At 59.7% G+C, this 21,458-nt stretch carries 20 protein-coding genes and 1 pseudogene; 10 read left to right on the top strand and 11 right to left on the bottom strand.

What is annotated here, in order from left to right; genetic code table 11:
• Positions 1 to 76: 76 nt before the first annotated feature.
• The 6 genes from dsbG to blh all read right to left on the bottom strand — a co-directional run bounded on the left by dsbG (position 77) and on the right by blh (position 4,500).
• The gene (dsbG, locus tag MIC97_RS24820; protein ID WP_239802566.1) at positions 77 to 868 is read right to left on the bottom strand and encodes a thiol:disulfide interchange protein DsbG; all 792 of its coding nucleotides are present in this window, start codon (positions 866 to 868) and stop codon (positions 77 to 79) included.
• A 317-nt stretch (positions 869 to 1,185) separates the two neighbouring features.
• Positions 1,186 to 1,533: a carboxymuconolactone decarboxylase family protein gene (locus tag MIC97_RS24825; RefSeq protein ID WP_094538810.1), complete on the bottom strand. Its 348-nt coding sequence runs from the start codon at positions 1,531 to 1,533 to the stop codon at positions 1,186 to 1,188.
• A gap of 38 nt (positions 1,534 to 1,571) precedes the next feature.
• Positions 1,572 to 2,351: a sulfite exporter TauE/SafE family protein gene (locus tag MIC97_RS24830; RefSeq protein ID WP_239802544.1), complete on the bottom strand. Its 780-nt coding sequence runs from the start codon at positions 2,349 to 2,351 to the stop codon at positions 1,572 to 1,574.
• 3 nt (positions 2,352 to 2,354) lie between these two features.
• Positions 2,355 to 2,783: a YeeE/YedE family protein gene (locus MIC97_RS24835; RefSeq protein WP_094538808.1), complete on the bottom strand. Its 429-nt coding sequence runs from the start codon at positions 2,781 to 2,783 to the stop codon at positions 2,355 to 2,357.
• Entirely contained in the window at positions 2,780 to 3,199 is a 420-nt protein-coding gene (locus MIC97_RS24840; RefSeq protein WP_239802545.1) for a YeeE/YedE thiosulfate transporter family protein, read from the bottom strand. The genes MIC97_RS24835 and MIC97_RS24840 overlap by 4 nt, the downstream gene beginning before the upstream one ends.
• A complete protein-coding gene (gene blh / locus MIC97_RS24845) occupies positions 3,199 to 4,500 on the bottom strand; it encodes a bifunctional sulfur transferase/dioxygenase Blh (protein WP_239802546.1) in 1,302 nt (433 codons plus the stop codon). The genes MIC97_RS24840 and blh overlap by 1 nt, the downstream gene beginning before the upstream one ends.
• Before the next feature lie 82 nt (positions 4,501 to 4,582).
• On the opposite strand from blh, the gene MIC97_RS24850 reads away from it, so the two are divergent.
• Positions 4,583 to 5,845 carry an FAD/NAD(P)-binding oxidoreductase gene (locus tag MIC97_RS24850; protein WP_239802547.1) on the top strand — a complete coding sequence of 421 codons (1,263 nt, stop codon included), beginning with the start codon at positions 4,583 to 4,585 and terminating at the stop codon, positions 5,843 to 5,845.
• A 13-nt stretch (positions 5,846 to 5,858) separates the two neighbouring features.
• Here the strand turns inward: MIC97_RS24850 and MIC97_RS24855 are convergent, their stop codons facing one another.
• On the bottom strand, positions 5,859 to 6,497 hold the full coding sequence (locus MIC97_RS24855) for a DsbA family protein (protein ID WP_094538804.1): 639 nt from the start codon (positions 6,495 to 6,497) through the stop codon (positions 5,859 to 5,861).
• 135 nt (positions 6,498 to 6,632) lie between these two features.
• On the opposite strand from MIC97_RS24855, the gene MIC97_RS24860 reads away from it, so the two are divergent.
• Both MIC97_RS24860 and MIC97_RS24865 read left to right on the top strand, forming a co-directional pair.
• A complete protein-coding gene (locus tag MIC97_RS24860) occupies positions 6,633 to 7,298 on the top strand; it encodes a response regulator (RefSeq protein WP_094538803.1) in 666 nt (221 codons plus the stop codon).
• Positions 7,295 to 8,707 carry an ATP-binding protein gene (locus tag MIC97_RS24865; protein WP_239802548.1) on the top strand — a complete coding sequence of 471 codons (1,413 nt, stop codon included), beginning with the start codon at positions 7,295 to 7,297 and terminating at the stop codon, positions 8,705 to 8,707. Before MIC97_RS24860 ends, MIC97_RS24865 begins: the two co-directional genes overlap by 4 nt.
• 266 nt (positions 8,708 to 8,973) lie before the next feature.
• Here the strand turns inward: MIC97_RS24865 and MIC97_RS24870 are convergent, their stop codons facing one another.
• Both MIC97_RS24870 and MIC97_RS24875 read right to left on the bottom strand, forming a co-directional pair.
• Positions 8,974 to 10,419 carry an ATP-binding protein gene (locus MIC97_RS24870; RefSeq protein WP_239802549.1) on the bottom strand — a complete coding sequence of 482 codons (1,446 nt, stop codon included), beginning with the start codon at positions 10,417 to 10,419 and terminating at the stop codon, positions 8,974 to 8,976.
• Positions 10,416 to 11,135: a response regulator gene (locus tag MIC97_RS24875; RefSeq protein ID WP_239802550.1), complete on the bottom strand. Its 720-nt coding sequence runs from the start codon at positions 11,133 to 11,135 to the stop codon at positions 10,416 to 10,418. The genes MIC97_RS24870 and MIC97_RS24875 overlap by 4 nt, the downstream gene beginning before the upstream one ends.
• Positions 11,136 to 11,312: 177 nt before the next feature.
• Between MIC97_RS24875 and MIC97_RS24880 the strand changes: the two genes are divergently transcribed.
• Positions 11,313 to 11,585 (top strand): hypothetical protein, encoded by a 273-nt coding sequence (locus tag MIC97_RS24880; RefSeq protein ID WP_239802551.1) that lies wholly within the window; start codon positions 11,313 to 11,315, stop codon positions 11,583 to 11,585.
• Between the two features lie 26 nt (positions 11,586 to 11,611).
• Positions 11,612 to 13,090 carry a multicopper oxidase domain-containing protein gene (locus tag MIC97_RS24885; protein WP_239802552.1) on the top strand — a complete coding sequence of 493 codons (1,479 nt, stop codon included), beginning with the start codon at positions 11,612 to 11,614 and terminating at the stop codon, positions 13,088 to 13,090.
• Positions 13,091 to 13,205: 115 nt separating this feature from the next.
• Here the strand turns inward: MIC97_RS24885 and MIC97_RS24890 are convergent, their stop codons facing one another.
• Positions 13,206 to 13,586, bottom strand: a complete 381-nt coding sequence (locus MIC97_RS24890; protein WP_239802553.1) for a MarR family transcriptional regulator — start codon at positions 13,584 to 13,586, stop codon at positions 13,206 to 13,208.
• Between the two features lie 713 nt (positions 13,587 to 14,299).
• On the opposite strand from MIC97_RS24890, the gene MIC97_RS24895 reads away from it, so the two are divergent.
• Both MIC97_RS24895 and MIC97_RS24900 read left to right on the top strand, forming a co-directional pair.
• Positions 14,300 to 14,488 carry a hypothetical protein gene (locus tag MIC97_RS24895; protein WP_239802554.1) on the top strand — a complete coding sequence of 63 codons (189 nt, stop codon included), beginning with the start codon at positions 14,300 to 14,302 and terminating at the stop codon, positions 14,486 to 14,488.
• A gap of 180 nt (positions 14,489 to 14,668) precedes the next feature.
• Positions 14,669 to 15,568 carry a DUF3991 and toprim domain-containing protein gene (locus MIC97_RS24900; protein ID WP_239802555.1) on the top strand — a complete coding sequence of 300 codons (900 nt, stop codon included), beginning with the start codon at positions 14,669 to 14,671 and terminating at the stop codon, positions 15,566 to 15,568.
• Positions 15,569 to 15,582: 14 nt separating this feature from the next.
• On the opposite strand, the gene MIC97_RS24905 is transcribed toward MIC97_RS24900, so the two are convergent.
• Positions 15,583 to 16,164, bottom strand: coding sequence for a hypothetical protein (locus tag MIC97_RS24905; protein WP_239802556.1), 582 nt, complete (start codon positions 16,162 to 16,164; stop codon positions 15,583 to 15,585).
• A 246-nt stretch (positions 16,165 to 16,410) separates the two neighbouring features.
• Between MIC97_RS24905 and MIC97_RS24910 the strand changes: the two genes are divergently transcribed.
• The 3 genes and pseudogenes from MIC97_RS24910 to MIC97_RS24920 all read left to right on the top strand — a co-directional run.
• Positions 16,411 to 17,016 carry a DUF1419 domain-containing protein gene (locus MIC97_RS24910; RefSeq protein WP_239802557.1) on the top strand — a complete coding sequence of 202 codons (606 nt, stop codon included), beginning with the start codon at positions 16,411 to 16,413 and terminating at the stop codon, positions 17,014 to 17,016.
• A 12-nt stretch (positions 17,017 to 17,028) separates the two neighbouring features.
• Positions 17,029 to 17,430: a DUF3085 domain-containing protein gene (locus tag MIC97_RS24915; RefSeq protein WP_239802558.1), complete on the top strand. Its 402-nt coding sequence runs from the start codon at positions 17,029 to 17,031 to the stop codon at positions 17,428 to 17,430.
• Between the two features lie 122 nt (positions 17,431 to 17,552).
• Positions 17,553 to 21,401: pseudogene (locus MIC97_RS24920) on the top strand (lactate dehydrogenase); the annotation flags it as partial.
• Between the last annotated feature and the right edge of the window lie 57 nt (positions 21,402 to 21,458).

Below are 21,458 nucleotides of genomic sequence, written 5' to 3' on the forward strand. Positions count from 1 at the left end.
GTCCGACTGGCAGCTTAAGGCAGACTTAAGGGGTGCTTGGCTTCACCAAATGGCGAAAAAGCTTTAACCCCGGCCGTTAGAGGGGTCCGAAGACCGCTTCAAGCCCAGCCCCACGGGGCACACCCGATTGCAGGGTAAGTGCGCCGTCGCTACCTTGAGCCACCAGCCCTGGCGTGCCGCTGAAACCCAGTCGCCTCATCAGTTCAACATTGCTGTTGAGCTTGGCGCTCGTCTCGGCGGGAATGGTCTTGAGAGGCGCAATGCCCCCTTTATCGTGATCCCGTTCATTTTGAGTGAGAGCAGCCTGTGGGTCGGATGCTTCGAGGATCGCCGCGGCCTTGCCGGGTGAATCCTCTCGGATGACACCCACCATGACGTGACGAATCTGCACCTTTCCGGCGTCTACCCACGGGCGCGCGGAGCGCCATAGCTCATTGCAATAGGGGCAATTCGCGTCTGTGAACGCATAAACAATGCGGCCCGCTTTCGGATCTCCATCCTGCACCCAGGCCGCCGCTTGAAGCGCTGCCCAAGATTCCCGCTCCATCGGTTCGCTCACGACGCGCTTCAATTCCGCGTCGGCAACGGAGACGCCCTGGGCATCGATCAGAGTGCCGATCAATGCGTATTTTGCATCTGGCATGATGTAAACGGCGAGTGGCTGAGTGCCCGCGCTAGCAGCAAATGCCGCGAGCCCACCCGGCACATTCAGGGGGCCATGAACGGTGACGCCTTGGTTCTTAAGCGATTGCAAGATCGCTTCGTTTCCGGAGGATCCGTTGCTGGATTGCGGGCCAGCATTATCATTGCAACCAGCAAGCGTCACTGCGAAGGCGGCTGCGAGCAAAGCCATTTTCATTTCAGTCACCAATCAGAATATCTTGAACCGTAAACGCTCACGTCACTTGCGGTGCAAGCTTAAGGCAGGATTAAGAGATCTGACGCCGACCGTGATCTGACCGCCTGTGATGACTTTCCGACCGTTGGAATCCTTGGGCCGACCAGTTGCACGCCGCACCAACTCGCAGCGCATCACATACGCCTACCCGGTCGCAGCGACTGTTCCGCCGGCTGCTCTGGCACGAATTGCTTTCGCTTAGCCAGACTTCGACATAGAACTGGGCGCATCCGAATCGCGACGGCCGGGTGAGCTGACGTCGCGTCGGCAGTAACGAGATCGCAGAGCTATTGGCTGGGGCCAAGCTGGTCGAAGGCTTCGAGCGCTTGGGCCGCATACATCACCGACGGGCCGGCGCCCATGTAGATCGCCATGGCAAGCGCTTCGGCGACCTGTTCACGGCTGGCGCCTTTCTTGAGAGCACCTTCGGCATGATAGGCGATGCAGGGCTGGCACCGGGTTGCCACTCCCAGAGCGAGCGCGATCAATTCCTTGGTCATGCCGTCAAGAGCATCACCGCTATGGGCGGCACGAGACAATTCGGAAAACGACTTCATCGTATCCGGTGCGCTTTGGCGAAGCTCCTTTACCCCACCATTCATATTCTCGATCAGTTTTTTCCAGTCTTCGATCATGTTTTCTCTTCCATGGTTCGTGTCGCACTCTCCGAGCGTCAAGCGGCCAAGCCCCCGGCGCTGCGATAAAGGACGTAGGCGGCAACAGCGAAGATAAGCCCCGCAAAAAGCCGGTTGAGTGTGTCTTTGCCGGACGCCAGACGGTTGGCGAGCATCATGCCAATGACGCCGCCAATGATGCCACCGACGATGAATTCGAATGCGATGGGCCAGTCGACAAGCCCCGAGATGGCATAGTTGAGCGCGGTTGCGAGCCCAAAGCTGCCAACGGCAAGAAGCGATGAGCCGATGGCATTGATCATTGGCATCCCGGTGGCAAGCATCAAGCCCGGCACGATAAGGAAGCCGCCGCCGATCCCGAAGAAGCCGGAAGCCATGCCAGCGACAAAGGCGATAGCAGCGGTAGTGAGGCAGGTGCGCAGATCGACAGGCTTTTCGGGAGATGCGATCTTGGGCCTCGGCCGCAGCATAACCGCACCGACGACGATCATGAGGAGGCCAAATAAAAACAGCAGCCGCTCACCGTCGACCAGTTTGCCAAGTGTCGATCCGGCAAGCGCGCCGACCGTGCCGACCCCGGCAAAGATAACAGCGCAACGCCAGCGGACATTGCCGCTCTTAGCGTGGCCAATCAGATTGGCGAATGCGTTAACGGAAACGGCAAGCGCGCTCGTACCGATTGCGATATGCGGTTGCGTCACGCCAACGACATAGAGGAGAAGCGGCGTCGCGAGGATTGAGCCGCCGCCGCCGACCAGTCCAAGAGAGAACCCGACAAGGCCGCCCGAGGCGAGCGCAGGGCCAAGGTTGGCGAACATTTCTCACCCCTTTCCTGCCATGAAGCGATCATGCACAAGCATTCCGGCGAGCATGGCGACGGCAAAGATCACTGGCGCGATCATTCCAAGCGAAAGCGCGGTGATTGCAGGGCCAGGGCAGAAGCCAGCCAGTCCCCAACCCACACCGAAGATGGCCGAGCCAATGATGAGTGGGCCGTCAATGCGGGTTTTGGTCGGCAGATGGAGTTGATCATCGAACATGGGCTTATTGCGTGCGAAGGCCAGCCTGTAACCGACGAAGGAAACAATAAGGCCGGCACCAAGAACGAAGGCGAGGCTAGGGTCCCACGCACCACTGATGTCGAGAAAGCCTTGGACTTTCGCCGGATTGAGCATGCCGGAGATTGCCAGCCCCAAGCCGAAAAGAAGCCCGGCCGTAAGAGATGACAGCGTGTGCAGCAGCCTGTTCATAGCCAGCCTCCAGCCCGCATCGCCAACACGGTAAGAACACCCGCGACGAGAAACGTCGCTACTGCCGCGAAGGATCTTGGAGACAAACGGGCAAGACCCGAAATGCCGTGGCCCGAGGTGCAGCCCGAACCCATGCGCGTGCCGAAACCGACGAGAAGTCCCGCAACGAGCAGCAGCGGCCATCCGGCAGATATTTGCACTTGCGGACTAGCGCCGTAGATCGCGAAATAGATCATGGGGGCAAGAAGAAGTCCCGCGACGAACGCTGCGTCGTGAAGGAAGCGGCCACTGCGCTTACCCAGGATACCGGCGACGATGCCGCTGATCCCCGCTATCCGGCCGTTAAGAAGCATGAGGAGGCTGGCAGATAAGCCAATGAGTGCGCCGCCGGCGAGAGCAGAATAATAGGCTTCCATCACCAAGCCGCCCCCTCAAGCGCATCGAGTGGAATCTTGAGATACCTTCGGCCATTGCTTTCCGGCTCTGGGAGTCGGCCGCCGTTAATATTTACCTGAAGGGCATGCAAGATGAGCTTGGGCATTGGCAGCGTGGCATCGCGGGCTTCCCGCAAAGCTACAAAGCTCTCCTCGGTCTGCCCGGCGATGTGGGGGTTGGAGTGCTTCTGCACAGCGACCGTGCTCTCCCACAAAGCCTTGCGCCCGCCAGGCTGGTAGTCGTGGCCGGTGAAGATCCGCGTCTGGTCCGGCAAGGCAAGAATGTCCTGAATGGATTTCCACAGCACCCTGGCACTGCCGCCGGGGAAGTCTGCGCGCGCGGTCCCGGAATCCGGTACAAACAGCGTGTCGTGAACGAAGGCGGCTTCGCCGATCACATAGGTTATGGAGGCGAGGGTGTGTCCGGGCGAGAACATCACGCGGGCGTCGATCGTCCCGACCTTGAAGGTGTCCCCTTCGTTGAAAAGCCGGTCCCACTGGCTGCCGTCCGCAGGAAAATCCGGCCAGTTGTAAATGTCTTTCCAAAGTGCCTGAACATCGACGACATGCGCGCCGATCGCGGTCGGTGCGCCCGTTTTCTCTTTCAAATACCGCGCGGCGGAGAAATGGTCTGCGTGCGGGTGGGTGTCGAGAATCCATTCGACCGTCAGGCCTTCATCGGTGACATAGCCGAGGATCTCGTCGGCATGCTCGGTTTTCGTCGTGGCTGATTTTTCGTCATAGTCGAGGACCGGATCAATGATGGCGCAGCGCTTCGTCGTTGGGTCGCTCACAACATATTGGATGCTGCCGGTGCGCGAGTCGTAGAACCCTTTCACATCGGGCTTGCCGGTCCGGCGGTGCGTGGCAAGCCAAGCCCGCGAGGCGTCAGGCGCGATGCCGATGTTACTTGCGACGGCAACCAACTTGTCGTCACTGAAGCCCTGCACATCCACGTCGCCGGCCAGCACCCACATGTAAAAGGAACGAGCCCCGGAGCGGCAATGTGCGAGTACCGGCCCGTCAGATGCGACGATGGCTTCGGCGAACCGACGAACGTCGCTGTCCGTCATCGAGCTGCTGGTGACAGGTATGAAGACGTAATCGAGACCGGCGGCTTTAGCTGCCGCCGCTTCCGCATCCGTTCCAGGCTGTGAAGCTTCTTCCCCATCAGGCCGGTTGTTGATGACGGTTTTGAACCCGAGCCGGCTCAGCTCCTGGAAATCGTCGGGCTGCAGCTGCGCTGCGACGGAAAGCTTCTGGGTGACCGGGATAGGTTTCATGCGGCAGCTCCTTGACGAACCTCAATAACGATTACATAGTTACATATAATCAGATATGAAGCTATGCAAGTGGGAGAGAATAATGGACGTCGCGTCACAACCAAGCCTTGCCAGAGCACCTGTGCTGAAACACCGGATCGTCATTGTCGGTGGAGGAGCCGCAGGCATCACCGCTGCGGCCGAATTCCTGCGCCGCGATGCAAGCTTGGACGTGGCGATCGTTGAACCTTCGGAAACCCATTCCTACCAGCCGGGGTGGACGCTTGTTGGCGCGGGCGTATTCACGCGACGGCAGACGGAGCGCGCCGAGCGATCGCTGGTTCCCCATGGTGTGACTTGGCTGAAGGCCGAAGTCAGCGCCTTCGATCCGGACAACAATATTGTCAGACTGAGCGACGGTCGCGCGCTCGAATACGAGTACCTCGTGGCCTGCCCGGGGTTGAAGGTCGGCTGGGACGCGATTCAGGGCCTGAAAGATACGCTCGGAAAAAACGGCGTGTGCAGCAACTACCGGGCCGACACGGCAGAATACACGTGGCGCCTCATCCAGGACTTCAAAGGTGGCACCGCGCTCTTTACCCAGCCGCCAATGCCGATCAAATGCGCCGGAGCGCCCCAGAAGATTATGTACATGATGGCGGATCACTTGCGTCGACGCGGGCGGCTGAGCGGCACGAAGCTTAAATTCTGCCTTGCCGGTGATGCGCTGTTCGGTGTTCCGTTTTTCGTTCCGCCATTGCAGCGGGCGGTCGACGGATATGGCATCGAGGTCGCCTATAAGCACAACCTGATCGCCATCAACGGGCCGGCGAAGTCTGCGCTGTTTTCCGTGACCAACAAAGATGGCGAAGCGCGTGACCTCGAGATGCGTTTCGACATGATCCATGTCGTCCCACCACAGATGGGGCTCGATGTCGTGCGCGACAGTCCACTGGCTAACCCGGCCGGCTGGATCGAGGTCGACCCGGCAACCCTTCAGCACGTCCGCTATCCGAACGTTTTCTCGCTGGGGGATGCGGCCTCGACAACGAACGCCAAGACAGCGGCGGCCGTGCGGCTGCAGGCGCCCGTCGTCGTTGCAAACCTCCTCGCCGCCATGAAGGGCAGCGCTCCGGCCAAAACCTACGATGGCTATGGGTCGTGCCCATTGACCGTGAGCCTGGGCAAGATCGTTCTCGCTGAATTCGCTTACGGCGGGAAGGTGACGCCAAGCTTCCCGCTCGACCCACGGGTTCCACGCCGAAGCATGTGGTACCTCAAGACAAAATTTCTGCCTTGGCTTTATTGGTCTCACATGCTGAGGGGTGGCACGATCGACATCAAGCATCGCGAGCGAGGCTGGTGAGAGCTTGGTCGCCTCACTGCCCCTCCGCCTGCTTTTTGCGCGCATCCGCCACAACCTGTTTGAAACCCTGATAGTCGAGGGTCGAGGTCTGGAACGGGCCTACGAGGTAGGCCGGAGTACCTTGGAAACCGATCGCATCGGCTTGCGCCATGTTGCGCTTGATGATGGCGTCGATGTCTGCGGCCTTCGACTTCATGTCGGCATCGAGGCGTCGCATGTCGATGCCCGCTGCCTGCAAGCCTTGACGCATTTTGTCCTTGGCGACCCCCGATCCCGGGATACCCATCAGTGCGTGGTGAGCGATATCGTATTTGCCTTGATATTTGGCAGCGAGCGCCATCATAGCTCCGTCGATCGAGGTCGGCCGGATGACGGGCCAGTCCTTATAGACCAGCCTAATTTTGCCGTCTTCCTTAACGATGCGGTCAAGATCGGGCGCGGACTTTTTGCAGAATGGGCAGTTGTAGTCGAGGAAAGCGACGATGGTCACGTCACCCTTTGGGTTGCCGGCCGTCGGCGCGGCAGGGTCGTTGAGGATCATCTCCTTGGACACGTCGGCAGACTGCGCAAGAGCTGTCCGATGCATAAGCGGTACCGCGAGGGCAGCGGCACCGAAGGTCATTATGGCGCCGCGGCGCGTGATAGCTGGCATAGGCGATCTCCTTTTCGTTACGAGCCGGACAGGGCATCGCCCCGCCTAGAAACGAGAACCGCGCCCGTCACCTTAAGGCTGGCTTAAGGTCGCGGGTGAATGGCAGATCTTCTGTCGGAGGTAATTAGAGGTGTTATGAGAGTTCTAGTGGTCGAAGACGATGCAGTATTATTGAACGGCTTGCAGGTCGGTCTCGGCCTCGCAGGCTTTACAGTCGACGCTGTTTCGACCTGTGGCGATGCTTCTGCGGCGCTGCATAGCTCAGCTTTCGATGCAGTGGTCCTCGATCTGATGCTTCCCGACGGATCCGGGCTCGACATCCTCGACGAAATGCGGGCGCGCAAGGTAGCAACGCCAGTTTTGCTCCTAACGGCGCGTGACAGCATCCCCGACCGCATTGCCGGTCTTGATGCCGGAGCCGATGACTATCTCGGCAAGCCGTTCGATCTCAACGAAGTGGCCGCACGATTGCGAGCTCTGACACGGCGCGGCAATGGAACTGCCTCAGCTTGCCGTGTTTGGCGCGAGTTGCGGCTCGACCCGGCAATGATGACGGTCTCAAGGTCAGGCGACCCCGTAAAGCTGTCGCGTCGCGAGTTCTCCATCCTGCACGCGCTGATGGACCGGCCCGGACAGATTCTATCCAAGGGCCACCTGGAAGATCGTCTCTATGGCTGGCAAGAGGATGTAGAAAGCAATACGATTGAGGTCCATATCCATAACCTCCGGCAAAAGCTTGGCCCTGCTACCATCGAAACCGTGAGAGGTGTGGGATACAGGCTGGCGGAGGAATCGCCATGACATCGATCCGAAGCCGCTTGTTCCTCATTTTGATGATCACCACAGGCGTCGTGTGGATGTCGGCGATTGCATGGATTTATCTCAGCACTCGAGCGGAGGTCGAACGGGTTCTCGACGCGCGATTGATCGAAGCGGCGCGAATGGTCAGCTCGCTGATCACCAGCCAGGAAATCGACCCATCCCGTGCCGCGCAAATTCCTCCAGTCGTATCGGCTCAACATACGTCCTACGAACGGCAACTTTCCTGCCAGATATGGGCGTTCAACGGAACGCTGGTTGGTCGCTCGGACGCAGCGCCTACGACCCCTCTCACCGAAAGTGGCGATGGATTCTCGGAAACATTGGTCGACGGCGAGATCTGGCGCGTTTATGCGGTTGCGAATGCTGATCTTGGCATGCGTGTGCTCGTCGGCGACAACATGCGCGTTCGCGATCGGTTGGTCGAAGACGTCATCCGGGGGCTTGCGCTCCCCGCGTTGCTGATACTGCCTATCCTGGCCGGCCTGATCTGGCTAAGCGTCAGGCAAGGTCTCGCTCCGATGAGCGCGATGGCCCGGACACTCGAGACGCGTCCGGCATCAGATTTAAGTGCCTTACCCGACATCGATACGCCCAAGGAGATTGTACCCGTCATCCGATCACTGAACGGGCTGTTTGGACGCGTGAGCGCGGCTCGCGAACGAGAACGCGACTTTACCGCCTTCGCGGCGCACGAACTGCGAACGCCGATTGCCGGCCTGAAAACACAGGCGCAGGTAGCGCTAGGAAGTGAAGACCCCGAGATAAGAAGCAACGCTTTGCGGCAAATAGTGATCGGAGTGGATCGGACGTCTCGCCTGGTCAGACAGCTGACCGATCTGACGAATACCGAAAGTGGCGAGATCACAACGACCAAACGCGATGTCAACCTCGGCAGAATCCTCGGGCAATTGGCGGATGACATCGATCAGCATTATTCGGACACCGCCACATTCGAGATGGATCAGGCGCTGGCGAGTATCTGCCTCTCTGTGGATCCCTCATTGTTCACCCTTGCATCGCGAAACCTCTTGGAGAATGCCGCCCTGCATTCGGGTCGGGACGGAGTGGTGCGCTGCTGGGTGCGCAACGGGGCAGACGGATTCGCTATCATCATTGATGACAGCGGACCGGGCATACCGGAGGAGGAGTTACCGAAGGTCCGCGACAGATTCTTCCGGGGCCGAAATAAGACGGTAATGGGCAGTGGTCTTGGTTTGGCGATCGCCGATCTCGCTATAAAGCGGATTGGAGGAGAGGTTTATCTCGCAAATCGTCTCGAGGGCGGACTGAGAGCGGAGATGCGCTTTTCCGATACGGTACAAACCGACTGCTTGGAAAAAGCTTCCCCCCGACAGCGTCAAGAAGATCCTCTCAAATCGATCGCGTGACGACACGACAAGAAGGAAGACGAACGCCGTACCGATCCACAACATGTGATGCTTCGTGGCGACTAATAAGTTTAGGGACGCTGATCAATTGGGTGTCGGCAAGGTTGACCTGATCGACTTCAAGACACGAAAGTGTTCGAGCTGTCGGACATTGTTGAGCTCGGCGAAAGCCGGTTCGAGATAGAAACCATCCCTTTGATCGCCGGCAACCCGCAGCCCGACAGAACCTGGTCTTGCGCTTTCCCGGGCATTTTTTTGGATCGTGCTTATTTTGAATCGTTGGGAAAATATATCAACGCGCGCAGCCCGCCTTCAGATCGATTTGACAGTGTAAGCTGCCCCCCATGAGCCCGGATGATGGACAGGGCGATTGAAAGCCCCAAACCCATTCCACCCGTTTCCCGGTTGCGAGAGCTTTCGAGGCGATAGAGCGGCTCGAAAACGTGCGTGAGTTCCACCGCAGGAATCCCTGGGCCTGTGTCATCAATGGTGATTTCGATCTCCCGTAGCGTCTCACGGATCGCAATCTCCGCGCGGCCGCCGTATTTCACGGCATTATCGATCAGGTTGGTGATTGCTCTTTTGAGCGTGGCCGGATCACATTCGTAGATTATTGGCCGGGAGGCTTCCATGCTGACCGCGAGGCCACCATCGGCCAAATCGTCCGCGATGCTCGCGATCAGGGCTGTGAGATCGGTAGGGCGGCGGGGCGCCTGTTTCGCGCTGCCGCTGGCGAATTCCAGCGTCGCTGCGACCATGTGGTCCAGATCCGCTATGGTCGACAGCATTTTCTCGCGTTCAACTGGATCGTCGACGTTTTCAACTCTTAGCCGCAAGAGCGTCAGCGGCGTACGGAAATCATGGGAGATGGCAGCCAGCATCTTCGTGCGATCCTCTATCATGCCGCGCAAGCGCGCCTGCATGGTGTTGAAGGCGTGGGCGGCCTGCCTGGTCTCAACCGTTCCAGCCTCCGGCATTGGCGGCGCATTTAAGTCCTCGCCCAGCCTCGAAGCGGCCTTGGAAAGGCCTGTCAGTGGTGCCATTACCCGGCGCACGACCCAGATCGTCACCAGAACGGTAATCACCGCCATGATCCCCATCGACACGAGGAAGCGTAGGGAGAAGGCGGCCCCACTTTCCGGCAGGACAGTTGTAAAGGTCAGCCACTGTCCATCCCGCAACGGCATGGCGACCTGCAACTCGCGAAATCCCGCGAACGGACCTAAGGCGGCGAATTCGTGCATCGAGCTCTTGCCCATCATCTGTTGAGCCATGTCGTGCATCATCGAATCTTGCGGCATCATCCGCTCAGCTATGCCAACCATCATGCCGCGCGGTCGTGACGACGAAACAACCGGCTCGGACGCTCTGTCCAGAGATAGCTGCTCGATAAGAAGCTGTTTCAAGGCTTCAGCCGCCAGCGTGTCATTGTCGGCCCATGTCGCCAATGGCGGCCCCGGCGAAAGCGTGACCCTAAATGCCTCGTCGCTAGAGTCCTTAACTATACGAGCGCGCCATTCGTCGGGCGCGTCACGCACGAGCCGCGTAAGGTTTGTGATTCGTTGAGCGATCGCCACGCCGCCGACTGCACGCACAATCTGTCCACGGTCGGCGCTGTAGATCCATGTGCCTATAAGGTGGGAAGCGAAGAGACCGACGAGAAGCACAAGCAAAGTCTGACCGAACAGGCTTTGTGGAAGCAGACGCCTCATTCGTACGTTACCTCGGCAGCGAATATATAGCCGTCGCCCCACACCGTCTTGATGATCTTCGGGTCGTTGGGCTCTACCTCCAGTTTCTTGCGCAGGCGGCTCACCTGGGTGTCGATGCTTCGGTCGAACGAATTGGCAGTCCTCCCTCTGGCTAAATCCAGGAGCTGGTCGCGACTCAACACCCGCCCAGGCCGCTCTATCAACGCCAAGAGGAGGTCGAACTCACCAGTGCTGAGTGGTACCGTGATCTCATCTTCGCGCTGGAGTTCCCTTGCGCCGGTGTCGAGACGCCAGCGGTCAAAACAGTATCGCTTGGGCCGGTGAGGTTGGTCTGTTGCTCCGTCATTCTGGGTACGACGCAGGACGGCCCTTATTCGGGCGATCAATTCGCGGCTACCGAAAGGCTTCGGGACATAATCGTCGGCTCCCACTTCGAGACCTACGACCCGATCGATCTCGTCTCCTTTCGCCGTCAACATGATAATTGGGACGTTCGATTCAGCACGCAATGCCCGGCAAAGTGAGAGTCCATCCTCACCCGGTAGCATCAGATCGAGAACGATGAGGTCGATACGCGCATCTGCCATGACTTTCCGCATCGCCCGGCCATCGGCGGCAGCACTGACGCGAAAGCCCTCTTTGGCAAGCGCGCGCGAAACCAGTTCGCGGATTTCACGATGGTCGTCGACGATGAGTATATGAGAGCTATTTTGCATGACTTTCCAACTAACCCAAAAGAGACGAGGCTGCCGAGTAAATATGAAACAAATATTGTCTGATGGACTGGTTGTAACGATTTGTCACAAAAGGGTGCTTCCCTGAGAAACTTGGGTGACATTTTCCAGGCCAGATGATCGCCAACGATCAACAGCCAAATCAGCCTGGAGAAAACTATGACCCGCACAGCAAAACTGGCCGCAATTTCTACCGTCGCGCTCATCGCCGGAATTGCGACGATGTTCCTGTTTCCCACTTTCGGCCCCGTTTCCCCCTTCATGTCCCAGCAAGGCTTTAACGGGATGTCCCCCATGGCAGGCATGTGGAATGGCATGGGTTGGATGATGCTGTTCGGGCCACTCGCCATGGTTTCGATTTTCGGCGGCTTCGTGGCCCTGATTGTTCTGTTGATCACCTCGCTCGTCCGATCCTCTGTGAAATCTCAGTGACGTTGCCGGAAAACGGGGATCGGATAGTGACACATCTTATATCTCGCCGACAATTTCTCGCAGCTTCCACTGCGGCAACTGCTACGACGCTCTTGCCGGCCCGCACCTTTGCTGCACCTGAAGCACTCACGCTATCCGCCACCACGCGCACGATCGAGGTCGGAGGACGTGCCGCTACTGTCATGGGACTGGTCAACGCGCAGGGCGATCTCGGGCTTACGCTCGACCCCGGCCAGCGCTTCCGGGTGGATTTGACCAATGCTCTCGGAAAAGAGACGATTGTGCATTGGCATGGCCAGATTCCGCCCAATGCCCAAGACGGCGTGCCCAACACCAATCCGATGCTTGCGCCAGGCGAAACGCGTGCCTACGATTACGTTGCGCGCCCCGGCACTTTCTGGATGCACAGTCACATTCCGGCACAGGAGATCGGCCTTCTGGCTGCGCCGCTCATCGTGCGTTCGCTGGCCGATCTCGTCGCCGATCGGCAGGAAGTGGTGTTGTTTCTGCACGACTTCTCCTTCAGGACGCCTGAGGACGTGCTCAGCGAATTGACGGGTGGAGCGGGCATGGATCATGCCGTGATGGGTCATGGCAGAGCACCAGAATCGGGAGCCATGCCGGGAATGCCCGGTATGATGGGCAATTTGCAGGGCATGGGCGGAATGATGGGCATGAGGTCCATGCACATGGACCTCAATGATTTCGACTTTGACGCGTATCTGGCCAATGATCGCACACTCGACGACCCCCAGGTAGTGCGGGTCGATCGCGGAGGGCGGGTTCTCCTGCGCACGGTGAACGCCTCGGCCATGACTTCCTTCTGGATCGACCTCGGGGCCGACCGCGGACGGCTCGTCGCCACCGACGGCGAAGCCTGCGTGCCACACGAGGCAAGCCGGTTCGGCCTTGCACCGGCCCAGAGACTCGACATCGAGATCGACATGCCGGCGGACGGATCTGCGCTGCCTGTGCTTTGCCTACGCGAGGGTGCGAGGGAACGGACAGGGATGTTTCTTGCGCCCGCTGGCACATCGATCGCTCGCATTGCCGGTGTGTCGGACACAAAACATCCCGCCTTCTCTGGCGATCTCGCACAAGAAGCGGCATTGCGCGCCGTAACGCCGTTGGCACCCCGAGACGTCGCTCGACGCCACAACGTCATGCTCAGTGGCTCGATGATGCCCTATCGGTGGGCGATAAACGGGCAGAACTGGGACAATCATACACCCATCCCGGTCCGCGCCGGCGAGCGGGTGGAAATAACCTTTCATAATATGTCCATGATGGCACATCCCATGCACCTGCACGGCCATGTCTTTCAGGTGGTCGGCGTTGGCATGCGGCGTATCGCAGGGGCGCTACGCGACACCGTCCATGTGCCGCCGATGAACATGGTCACCATAGCATTCGATGCCGGTGAAGCCGCACCGTGGATGCTTCACTGTCATCACATAGGCCATATGGCGACCGGCATGATGACCGAGCTTCAGGTGCAGGCCTAGCACATAAGCCTCCTGGTTACCATTGTCGGACAGACTGCCACTTCCGTGTCGTGTAACCTGATGAACCCTTCATTGTTCACAATGATTGATGCATGAACGATGTCTACGATCGAGACTATTGGCAGAATGAACCAGCACCCCTAATCAAGCTGGAGACATCGACCGTCAATTGACCAGCGAGTTTGTACTCTCTAGCCTGGCCTCTTCCCAACGAATTTTTAGTCCAAAATGCGTCGATTAAACCGCGCTCCTCCAGTGGGGAAAGCGTATCATCGACGGCACCTCGCGTCATTCCTGTTACATCAATGATATTCGATACTGTAATTGCTTTACCGCTTCGGCAAAGATCCAGCATGATGGTGATCATCGCAAATTGCCGTAACCGGGACCCAGGCGTTTCCTTGTCGAGCGGACGTGTCATGATCTGATGAAGCATCAGATCATGAACAAGCTGGTAGCCAAGCTTCACCGTCGCTTTGGAAATTCTTTCTGCCATTATCCGGTTTCGAACTCATCGCCTGCGGTTCGCCCCCGCGTCGATGCTCATTGACCCCTGGTGACCGGGGAGTTTGAAACCGTGGTTAGACGGCCCTGTGACCTTCAGCTCAGAGAGCCTGTTGCATACGCCACAGGCTCCCCGATCATAAGGATCAAGGAGTGTGGTGCCGTCACGGCCGACACCAACCGCTAACCAAGGGTTTCAACGCCCTCGAGGCAGTGCGTCGCTGCCTCGAATCCATTCATACCGAATAGCGGGTGATTTGTCGCCGTCTCTTCGCGCGGTCAGCGACATCCATCACCAATCTCGAGTGGGGCTTCAATCCCATGCTCCGTGAAAAGCAGCACCATCATGGCGTCGCATATCGTCTAATCGACCGCCACGAGATCGATCTGGCCTAGCGCTGTCTCGATTTTGAGGTTTTTGCGGCCTGATCTGGGACCGACCGACGTCCGCCTGCGACCTGCAGTAAGCGTAACTTTTACCGAGGGCTCCTGCTTGGACGTGGTCTCGATGCGAAGACCAATCCCCGCACTGCTCGGCTTATTCCCTTGTTCCAGCCCCGGCCTTGTCGATCAACCCGCAAGGGGTCGGACTACGCAAGCGTGCCGTCGCTCACGGCTTCGCCATCGCGATGATCGCGGCCCGTTCTGGACCTGACGGGCGCCTGTCGAGCGGGGAATGGTCCCCGCGAACGGGAGCCAAATCAAATGTCGCACGAACTCAGCTTCGCTCAGAACCACGCCTGGAACCTTGCCCGCACCCTTATGACGCGAGTCATCCTATTCAAGATCGATGAAGACGAATACGGCGTTCTTCCTGCTGACGACCTCGACGGCGACGAGGTCGACGCGATATTCGAATATTGCCCCTACACAGGCGGCCGGCCGGTTCATTGAACCGGCTCTTCCCGCCCAGCGGGCCGCAAGCAAGCGGCAGGCCGCAAGGGAAGCTGCGCCGCGGCGATGCCGCGCCCTTGCCCCCTTTGCTTTTTGCGGCAGTCACCAAGGTGTTCCGCGAATTGCGCGGAAGAGATAAACTTGCGCAAAGGTCGGCCAAAGAATGGCCGGGAGAAAAGAATGGAAAAAGCGGATATTGAAGAGCTACGAATCCGGGTTGGTTGTGCGGCCGTGCTGGAGACAGGCGGTTTCGCGATCGATTTGAAGGAAAGCACGCGCAAGGCGGTAAAATACCGGCGCGCCGACGACATCATTATCGTCATCCACGAAGGCAAGGGCTGGTTTGATCCGCTCTCGGACGCCAAGGGCGATGTCTATTCGCTCGTTCAGCATCTGGACGGCTGCGATTTTCTCGAAGCCTTTGTGCAGGTCGCATCCCTGGTCGGTTTCGAGCCACGTCAACCGGAATGGCAGCGACAATCGCGTGAGATTGAGCCCGACCACTCGATACCTGACCGCTGGAACGCGCGACGCAGGCCGTGGCGGGGATCGGCGACTTGGCGTTACCTGCGGGACGAGCGTCACCTTCCCGAATACGTGATCCGTGCCGGAATTGCGCACAATCTCGTGCGTGAAGGGCCGCGGGGCAGCATGTGGGCAGCTCATCAGGATGATGAGGGGGGCGTCACCGGCTGGGAGGAGCGTGGGCCGGAATGGCGCGGCTTTGCCTCCGGCGGAAGCAAGGTCCTTTTTCGGCTCGGACCGAAGTGTGCCGAACGCGTCTGCGTAACTGAGGCCGCTATCGATGCGATGAGTCTCGCCGCGATCGAGCAGATCCGACGCGACACACTCTACGTCAGCACTGGCGGAGGCTGGTCACCTGCCACCGACAACGCCATACGCCTGCTTGGCAAACGGCCCGGTGCTCGACTTGTCGCGGCCACCGACGCGAATACACAGGGCGAGGCATTCGTGTCCCGGTTGCGCGAGCTTGCCAGTGAGCTTCGCTGCGACTTCGAACGTCTAAGGCCGCTGGCCGAGGACTGGAATGCGATGTTGAAGGATGCGGCAACCACCTGAGAGCGCAGTCGAAATTACTGCGGCACCACCTTTGCCGTGATCATCTCGACCCGCAGCGGGGCGCCCAAGCGGAACTCTGCTTCATTTGTGATCGCCTCAACGTCGGATCCTGCCTCCCGCTCGTAGGTTTGCAACACAATCTCGCCCGTGCGTTCGTCGGCATAGGTCCCCTGTAGGCCGGGGAACTTGCCGCGAAACCATTCGAGATTGTTGCTGTGGATCTTCTGGAGCTCTTCCCTCGTATGCATCTGGCCTGGGACGAACTCGACGATTAACGGCTCCCCGCAAACCGTCATTCTCTCATTCTCAACTGGCTCGTCACCCGTCAGCCGTAGGACCAGCCTGCTATCCTCTCCTTCCGTCTCCTCCCAGAACAGTCCGGCCAACCGAAGGGCAAAGGTCTGTCGCAACTGGCGCACGATCGCCTCGGCGCCGTACCGCACCCGCAGCTGTCTTGCCTTCTCCGGTGTGTCGGCGTCGAGGACTGGCGTTGCGCAATCGAGGACCGGATCCACCCGGTCCGGCGATTCCGCGTCTGCAGCCATCGGGACGCCGGTGGCGACAACAACGAAGGCGAAGACGAGTGCTCGGTTCATCGACGGATATCAGCGCGGCCATGCGGCCGAATTGGGGAGAAAGAAGAAGAGAAGAAAAATGAATGAAACTCAGCTGCCGCATGCCCGCCAGCCGCGTCAAGTGTGAAGCTTCGCCCGGCTTCGCCGGCACTTGACCCGCCCGGACGGAGAGGCGGCCGCGGGGGAGGGGTCAGGAAGGGCTGAAGATGATGGCGATCCCCGAGGATGCGCCGCGCTTAAGTCCGACGAGGCTGAAGGAGCCCGCTAATGAACCCCTCTTCTCCGATCCGTAAGGTGTACCAGGGTATTGCCGCTCGCCGGCAGATGTTCCGCATGTTCGACCGCCATGCACAGCGACCCAATCGCTTCCAGGACGCCGATGGCGGCCTTTACAGCGGTGAGTGGTTCGAACTTGCGGAGACCGAGCATGACTACATGTTCAATATCCTGCCGCCGCTCTTCATGAACGGCGAAATGTTCGCCATGCGCGAATTCCTCGTGGGCCACATCACCAGCGTCTTCTTCACGCTGAAGATCGACGACCGGATGCGGTTCTTCCACGCCTATTGCGACCTTGCCGATAAACATTCATCAGCGCATATGCGCGCCGCGATCGTCGATCGGGAGAGCCGGCCGGTCCGCGCAATGACGCGCGAAGAGCGGATCGAGCATATCTGGAGTTCAAGCCACGACGAATACCGGGGTTACGCCGGTTGGCGTTTTCCGCACGCGCAGCGTGGCCGTCGAACAGTTCTGTTCTTCGGACCCGACCGAGGCCGCGACGTCAAACTGCTAGACGATCTCACCGATTCCGAGATCGCCGCCAAGCTGCCGGTGCATCTGCGCTACCTCCCCGACGCGATCGCGGCATGAGGGGAAGAGGAAATGTTCACCTTCTCCGTGACGGATGTGCGTGTCGTGATGATGCGCGGACGGCTCGACGCCCACCTCAATGGTGGTTTCCGCAATCCCCATTATGGCCTTTACCCTGGGCGCGATGAAAAGCCGGGTGTCTGGCTGGTCGGTGACGAAGGCGTCTACATCCTCTCTAATGGCAAGCTCGCCGAAGGGCAGCGTCCGTTCGTCGTCTATGCCGAAGAGTGCGACCCGAAGACCAACCCCGACTACTGGCACTACAAGCGTCAGCATTTCGGCGGCGATGACGGAATCGAGTTTCTCGATGGCTTCATGCTCGTGAAACTGATCGCGGCAAGCGCTGGCTGTACCCACCTGAAGATCGTTTTCCTGCCGAACTCGATGCAACTCCTGGCGGTCCAGCAGGACTAGCGATCCGGCGATGGGCGCCGTCAGGCGGCCGTCCGGCATCCCAATCCCACAATTCGCGCGTGCCGAGCCTGCTGGAGATCACCACCGGGCCGGCGAAGTGCGCTTTCACGAAGGAGAACAACATGTCTCATGACGACCCTTTCACCATCGATCTTTTCGGCAATACAGCTCTTTCATCCGGTCTCGGCCTCGGCGTGACGGCCTTCGCCGGCAGCTTTGAACCCGAGGACGATCCCGATCCTGATCCATCGTCCCCGGCGCCGGCGATGCCGATCGCAGCCATCGCCCACGCACCTTCCAAGCGCGCCCGTTTGCTTGGTTCGAACTTCCATCTCGCCGATGGCCGGGTTCTCGCGCGGGGCTGGAAGGAACGAGCCCGCGACAATGTCGCTGCGATCCGGCTCGCCGCCGACATCGAGGCGGATGAACGTCCGGCCACCGCAGAGGAACAGGCGCAACTCATCCGCTTCACCGGTTTCGGTGCGTCCGATCTCGCCAACGGCGTCTTCCGCCGGCCGGGCGAGGTTGAATTCCGTAAGGGCTGGGATGAGATAGGCTCTGAGCTGGAGGATGCCGTCGGCGAGAGCGACTATGCCTCGCTCGCGCGCTGCACCCAGTACGCCCATTTCACGCCCGAATTCATCATCGAGGCGATCTGGTCGGGCCTCCGTCGCATGGGATGGCGGGGCGGTCGTGTGCTGGAGCCAGGGATTGGCACGGGGCTGTTTCCCGCACTGATGCCGCAAGGCCTGATCAACGTCTCCCATGTCACTGGCATTGAACTCGATCCCGTAACAGCCCGCATCGCCCGGCTGTTGCAGCCGCGGGCGCGCATCATCACAGGCGACTTCGCTCGAACGGAGCTGCCGGCGAGCTTTGATCTCGCCATTGGCAACCCACCTTTCTCCGATCGCACAGTCCGTTCCGACCGATCCTATCGCGCGCTCGGCTTGCGGCTGCACGATTACTTCATCGCCAGGTCCATCGATCTATTGAAGCCGGGAGCACTGGCAGCCTTTGTCACCAGTTCCGGCACCATGGACAAGGTCGAAGTTTCCGCGCGCGAGCATCTCGCGAAAGCCGCCGATCTGATCGCAGCCATCCGCCTGCCGGAAGGTAGCTTCCGCTCCGACGCAGGCACGGACGTCGTCGTCGACATTCTGTTTCTCCGAAAGCGCAAGATCGGGGAGCCGGAGGGCGACCTTGCATGGCTCGACACAGACGAGGTGCGGCCGGCAACCGATGACGAGGGCGCGATCCGCGTCAATCGATGGTTTGCACGGCACCCAGATTTCGTCCTCGGCACGCACGCCCTCGCATCAGGCCCGTTCGGCGAAACCTACACGTGCCTGCCACACAAGGGCGAGGTTCTCTCCGACATGTTGTCGGCCGCGGTCAATCTCCTTCCGGAAGACCGCTATGACGGTGAGCCTACGGAGATCGATGTCGATCTTGAGGATGTGGTCGGTGACTCTCCTGTCGATCTTCCGTCCGAGCGCCATGTGCGTGAAGGCAGCTTCTTCTTCGATAATGCCCGAGGCCTCATGCAACTGATCGACGGCGAGCCCATCGCTGTGAAGGTCCGCAAGGGCCGCAGCGCCGATGGCATCCCGGAAAAACATATCCGCATCATTCGCAAGCTTATCCCGGTTCGCGACGCGGTGCGCGAAGTGCTCAAGGCCCAGGAGCTCGATCGACCGTGGAAGGACCTTCAGGTCAAACTCCGCATCGCTTGGTCGAGCTTCGTGCGCGACTTCGGTCCAATCAACCACACGACGGTCTCGATCAGCGAGGATCTGGAGACCGGCGAGTCGCGCGAGAGCCATCGACGACCCAACCTCCAGCCGTTCCTCGACGATCCGGATTGCTGGCTGATCGCCTCCATCGAGGACTACGACCTCGAAAATGATACAGCGAGGCCTGGGCCGATTTTCACGGAGCGCGTAATCTCCCCGCCAGCTCCGCCGATCATCACGAGTGCCGCCGACGCGCTCGCCGTTGTCCTGAACGAACGCGGCCGGGTCGATCTCGACCATATTGCCGAGTTGCTGCACCGAGATCCGCAGGATGTTGTCGCCGAGCTTGGTAGCGCGATCTTTTGCGATCCGGCCGATGGCTCCTGGCAGACGGCAGACGGCTATCTGTCGGGTCATGTCCGCGACAAGCTGAAAGTCGCGGAAGCCGCCGCGGCGCTCGATCCGGTTTACGAGCGGAACGTTACGGCATTGCAGGGTGTGCAGCCGATCGACCTTCGCCCCTCCGACATCACCGCCCGCCTCGGCGCACCCTGGATTCCCGCCCTCGATGTGGTCGCCTTCGTCAAGGAGGCGATGGACGTCGACATCAGAATCCACCACATGCCGGAACTCGCATCATGGACGGTCGAGGCCCGCCAACTCGGCTATCTCGCGGTCGGGACCTCCGAATGGGGGACAGGACGTCGTCATGCCGGCGAGCTGCTGGCGGACGCCTTGAACAGCCGCGTCCCTCAGATCTTCGATACGATCAAGGACGGCGACAGCGAGCGACGTGTGCTCAACGTCGTCGATACCGAGGCTGCCAAGGAGAAGCTTCACAAGATCAAGGAGGCGTTCCAGCGCTGGATCTGGTCCGATCCAGACCGCACCGACCGGTTGTCGCGCGTCTACAACGACCGCTTCAACAACATCGCACCCAGAGCCTTCGACGGTTCCCATCTGAAACTTCCAGGCGCCTCGGGCGCCTTTACTCTTTATGGCCACCAGATGCGTGGGATCTGGCGCATCATCTCCGCTGGCGCAACCTATCTCGCGCATGCGGTCGGCGCCGGGAAAACAATGACGATGGCGGCGGCGATCATGGAGCAACGCCGTCTCGGCCTTGTCGCCAAGGCCATGCTTACCGTTCCGGGCCATTGCCTTGCGCAGGTCGCGCGCGAGTTCCTCGCGCTTTATCCCAACGCCCGCATCCTCGTCGCCGACGAAACCAATTTCACGAAGGACAAGCGCGCACGCTTCCTGTCGCGAGCGGCGACCGCGACATGGGATGCGATCATCATCACCCATTCGGCGTTCAGGTTCATCGGCGTCCCTTCGGCCTTTGAGCAGCAGATGATCCACGATGAGCTGGAACTCTACGAAAGCCTCCTTACCAAGGTCGAGAGCGATGACCGCGTCTCACGCAAACGTCTCGAGCGGCTGAAGGAGGGCCTGCAGGAACGACTTGAAGCGCTATCCACCCGCAAGGACGATCTCCTAACCATAGCCGAGATCGGCGTCGACCAGATCATCGTCGATGAAGCGCAGGAGTTTCGCAAGCTCAGCTTCGCCACCAACATGTCGACGCTCAAGGGAGTGGATCCGAACGGCTCGCAGCGGGCATGGGACCTCTATGTGAAATCTCGGTTCATCGACACCAGGAATCCCGGCCGGGCACTGGTGCTGGCATCTGGTACGCCAATCACGAATACGCTCGGGGAGATGTTCACGGTTCAACGGCTCATGGATTATGCGGCGCTGATGGAACGCGGCCTGCATGAATTCGATGCCTGGGCGTCAACCTTCGGCGACACGACGACCGAACTGGAGCTTCAGCCGTCCGGCAAATACAAGCCGGTGTCTCGCTTCGCCAGCTTCGTCAACGTCCCCGAATTGATCGCGATGTTCCGGTCCTTTGCGGACGTCGTGATGCCAGAGGATCTGCGGCAATTCGTGAAGGTGCCCTCGATCTCGACCGGCAAGCGCCAGATCATCACCTCCAAGCCGACACAGGCATTCAAACACTACCAGATGGTCCTCGCTGCGCGCATCGCTGAGATCGAGAAGCGGGACCGGCCCCCCGAGCCGGGCGACGACATCCTGCTCTCCGTCATCACCGATGGTCGGCATGCCGCCATCGATCTGCGCCTGGTCGACGCCGACAATGACAATGAGACGGACAACAAGCTCAACAATCTTATCTCGAACGCCTTTACTATCTGGAGGACCACGGCGGATATCCGAACGCCGTCATGCAGGAGATCTCGGCCGACGCGATCGCGGCGGATGCTG

Origin of the sequence: Aquamicrobium sp. NLF2-7, assembly GCF_022359935.1 — a bacterium.
Taxonomy (GTDB): Bacteria; Pseudomonadota; Alphaproteobacteria; order Rhizobiales; family Rhizobiaceae; genus Mesorhizobium; species Mesorhizobium lusatiense.

What these genes read in the sequence shown, in the direction of transcription:
- blh (WP_239802546.1), bottom strand. Translation starts at nt 4,500, where the DNA reads ATGAAACCTATCCCGGTCACCCAGAAGCTTTCCGTCGCAGCGCAGCTG.
- MIC97_RS24870 (WP_239802549.1), bottom strand. Translation starts at nt 10,419, where the DNA reads ATGAGGCGTCTGCTTCCACAAAGCCTGTTCGGTCAGACTTTGCTTGTG.
- MIC97_RS24905 (WP_239802556.1), bottom strand. Translation starts at nt 16,164, where the DNA reads ATGAACCGAGCACTCGTCTTCGCCTTCGTTGTTGTCGCCACCGGCGTC.
- MIC97_RS24825 (WP_094538810.1), bottom strand. Translation starts at nt 1,533, where the DNA reads ATGATCGAAGACTGGAAAAAACTGATCGAGAATATGAATGGTGGGGTA.
- MIC97_RS24835 (WP_094538808.1), bottom strand. Translation starts at nt 2,783, where the DNA reads ATGAACAGGCTGCTGCACACGCTGTCATCTCTTACGGCCGGGCTTCTT.
- MIC97_RS24880 (WP_239802551.1), top strand. Translation starts at nt 11,313, where the DNA reads ATGACCCGCACAGCAAAACTGGCCGCAATTTCTACCGTCGCGCTCATC.
- MIC97_RS24915 (WP_239802558.1), top strand. Translation starts at nt 17,029, where the DNA reads ATGTTCACCTTCTCCGTGACGGATGTGCGTGTCGTGATGATGCGCGGA.
- MIC97_RS24890 (WP_239802553.1), bottom strand. Translation starts at nt 13,586, where the DNA reads ATGGCAGAAAGAATTTCCAAAGCGACGGTGAAGCTTGGCTACCAGCTT.
- MIC97_RS24860 (WP_094538803.1), top strand. Translation starts at nt 6,633, where the DNA reads ATGAGAGTTCTAGTGGTCGAAGACGATGCAGTATTATTGAACGGCTTG.
- MIC97_RS24830 (WP_239802544.1), bottom strand. Translation starts at nt 2,351, where the DNA reads ATGTTCGCCAACCTTGGCCCTGCGCTCGCCTCGGGCGGCCTTGTCGGG.
- MIC97_RS24900 (WP_239802555.1), top strand. Translation starts at nt 14,669, where the DNA reads ATGGAAAAAGCGGATATTGAAGAGCTACGAATCCGGGTTGGTTGTGCG.
- MIC97_RS24855 (WP_094538804.1), bottom strand. Translation starts at nt 6,497, where the DNA reads ATGCCAGCTATCACGCGCCGCGGCGCCATAATGACCTTCGGTGCCGCT.
- MIC97_RS24840 (WP_239802545.1), bottom strand. Translation starts at nt 3,199, where the DNA reads ATGGAAGCCTATTATTCTGCTCTCGCCGGCGGCGCACTCATTGGCTTA.
- MIC97_RS24865 (WP_239802548.1), top strand. Translation starts at nt 7,295, where the DNA reads ATGACATCGATCCGAAGCCGCTTGTTCCTCATTTTGATGATCACCACA.
- MIC97_RS24910 (WP_239802557.1), top strand. Translation starts at nt 16,411, where the DNA reads ATGAACCCCTCTTCTCCGATCCGTAAGGTGTACCAGGGTATTGCCGCT.
- MIC97_RS24850 (WP_239802547.1), top strand. Translation starts at nt 4,583, where the DNA reads ATGGACGTCGCGTCACAACCAAGCCTTGCCAGAGCACCTGTGCTGAAA.
- MIC97_RS24875 (WP_239802550.1), bottom strand. Translation starts at nt 11,135, where the DNA reads ATGCAAAATAGCTCTCATATACTCATCGTCGACGACCATCGTGAAATC.
- MIC97_RS24895 (WP_239802554.1), top strand. Translation starts at nt 14,300, where the DNA reads ATGTCGCACGAACTCAGCTTCGCTCAGAACCACGCCTGGAACCTTGCC.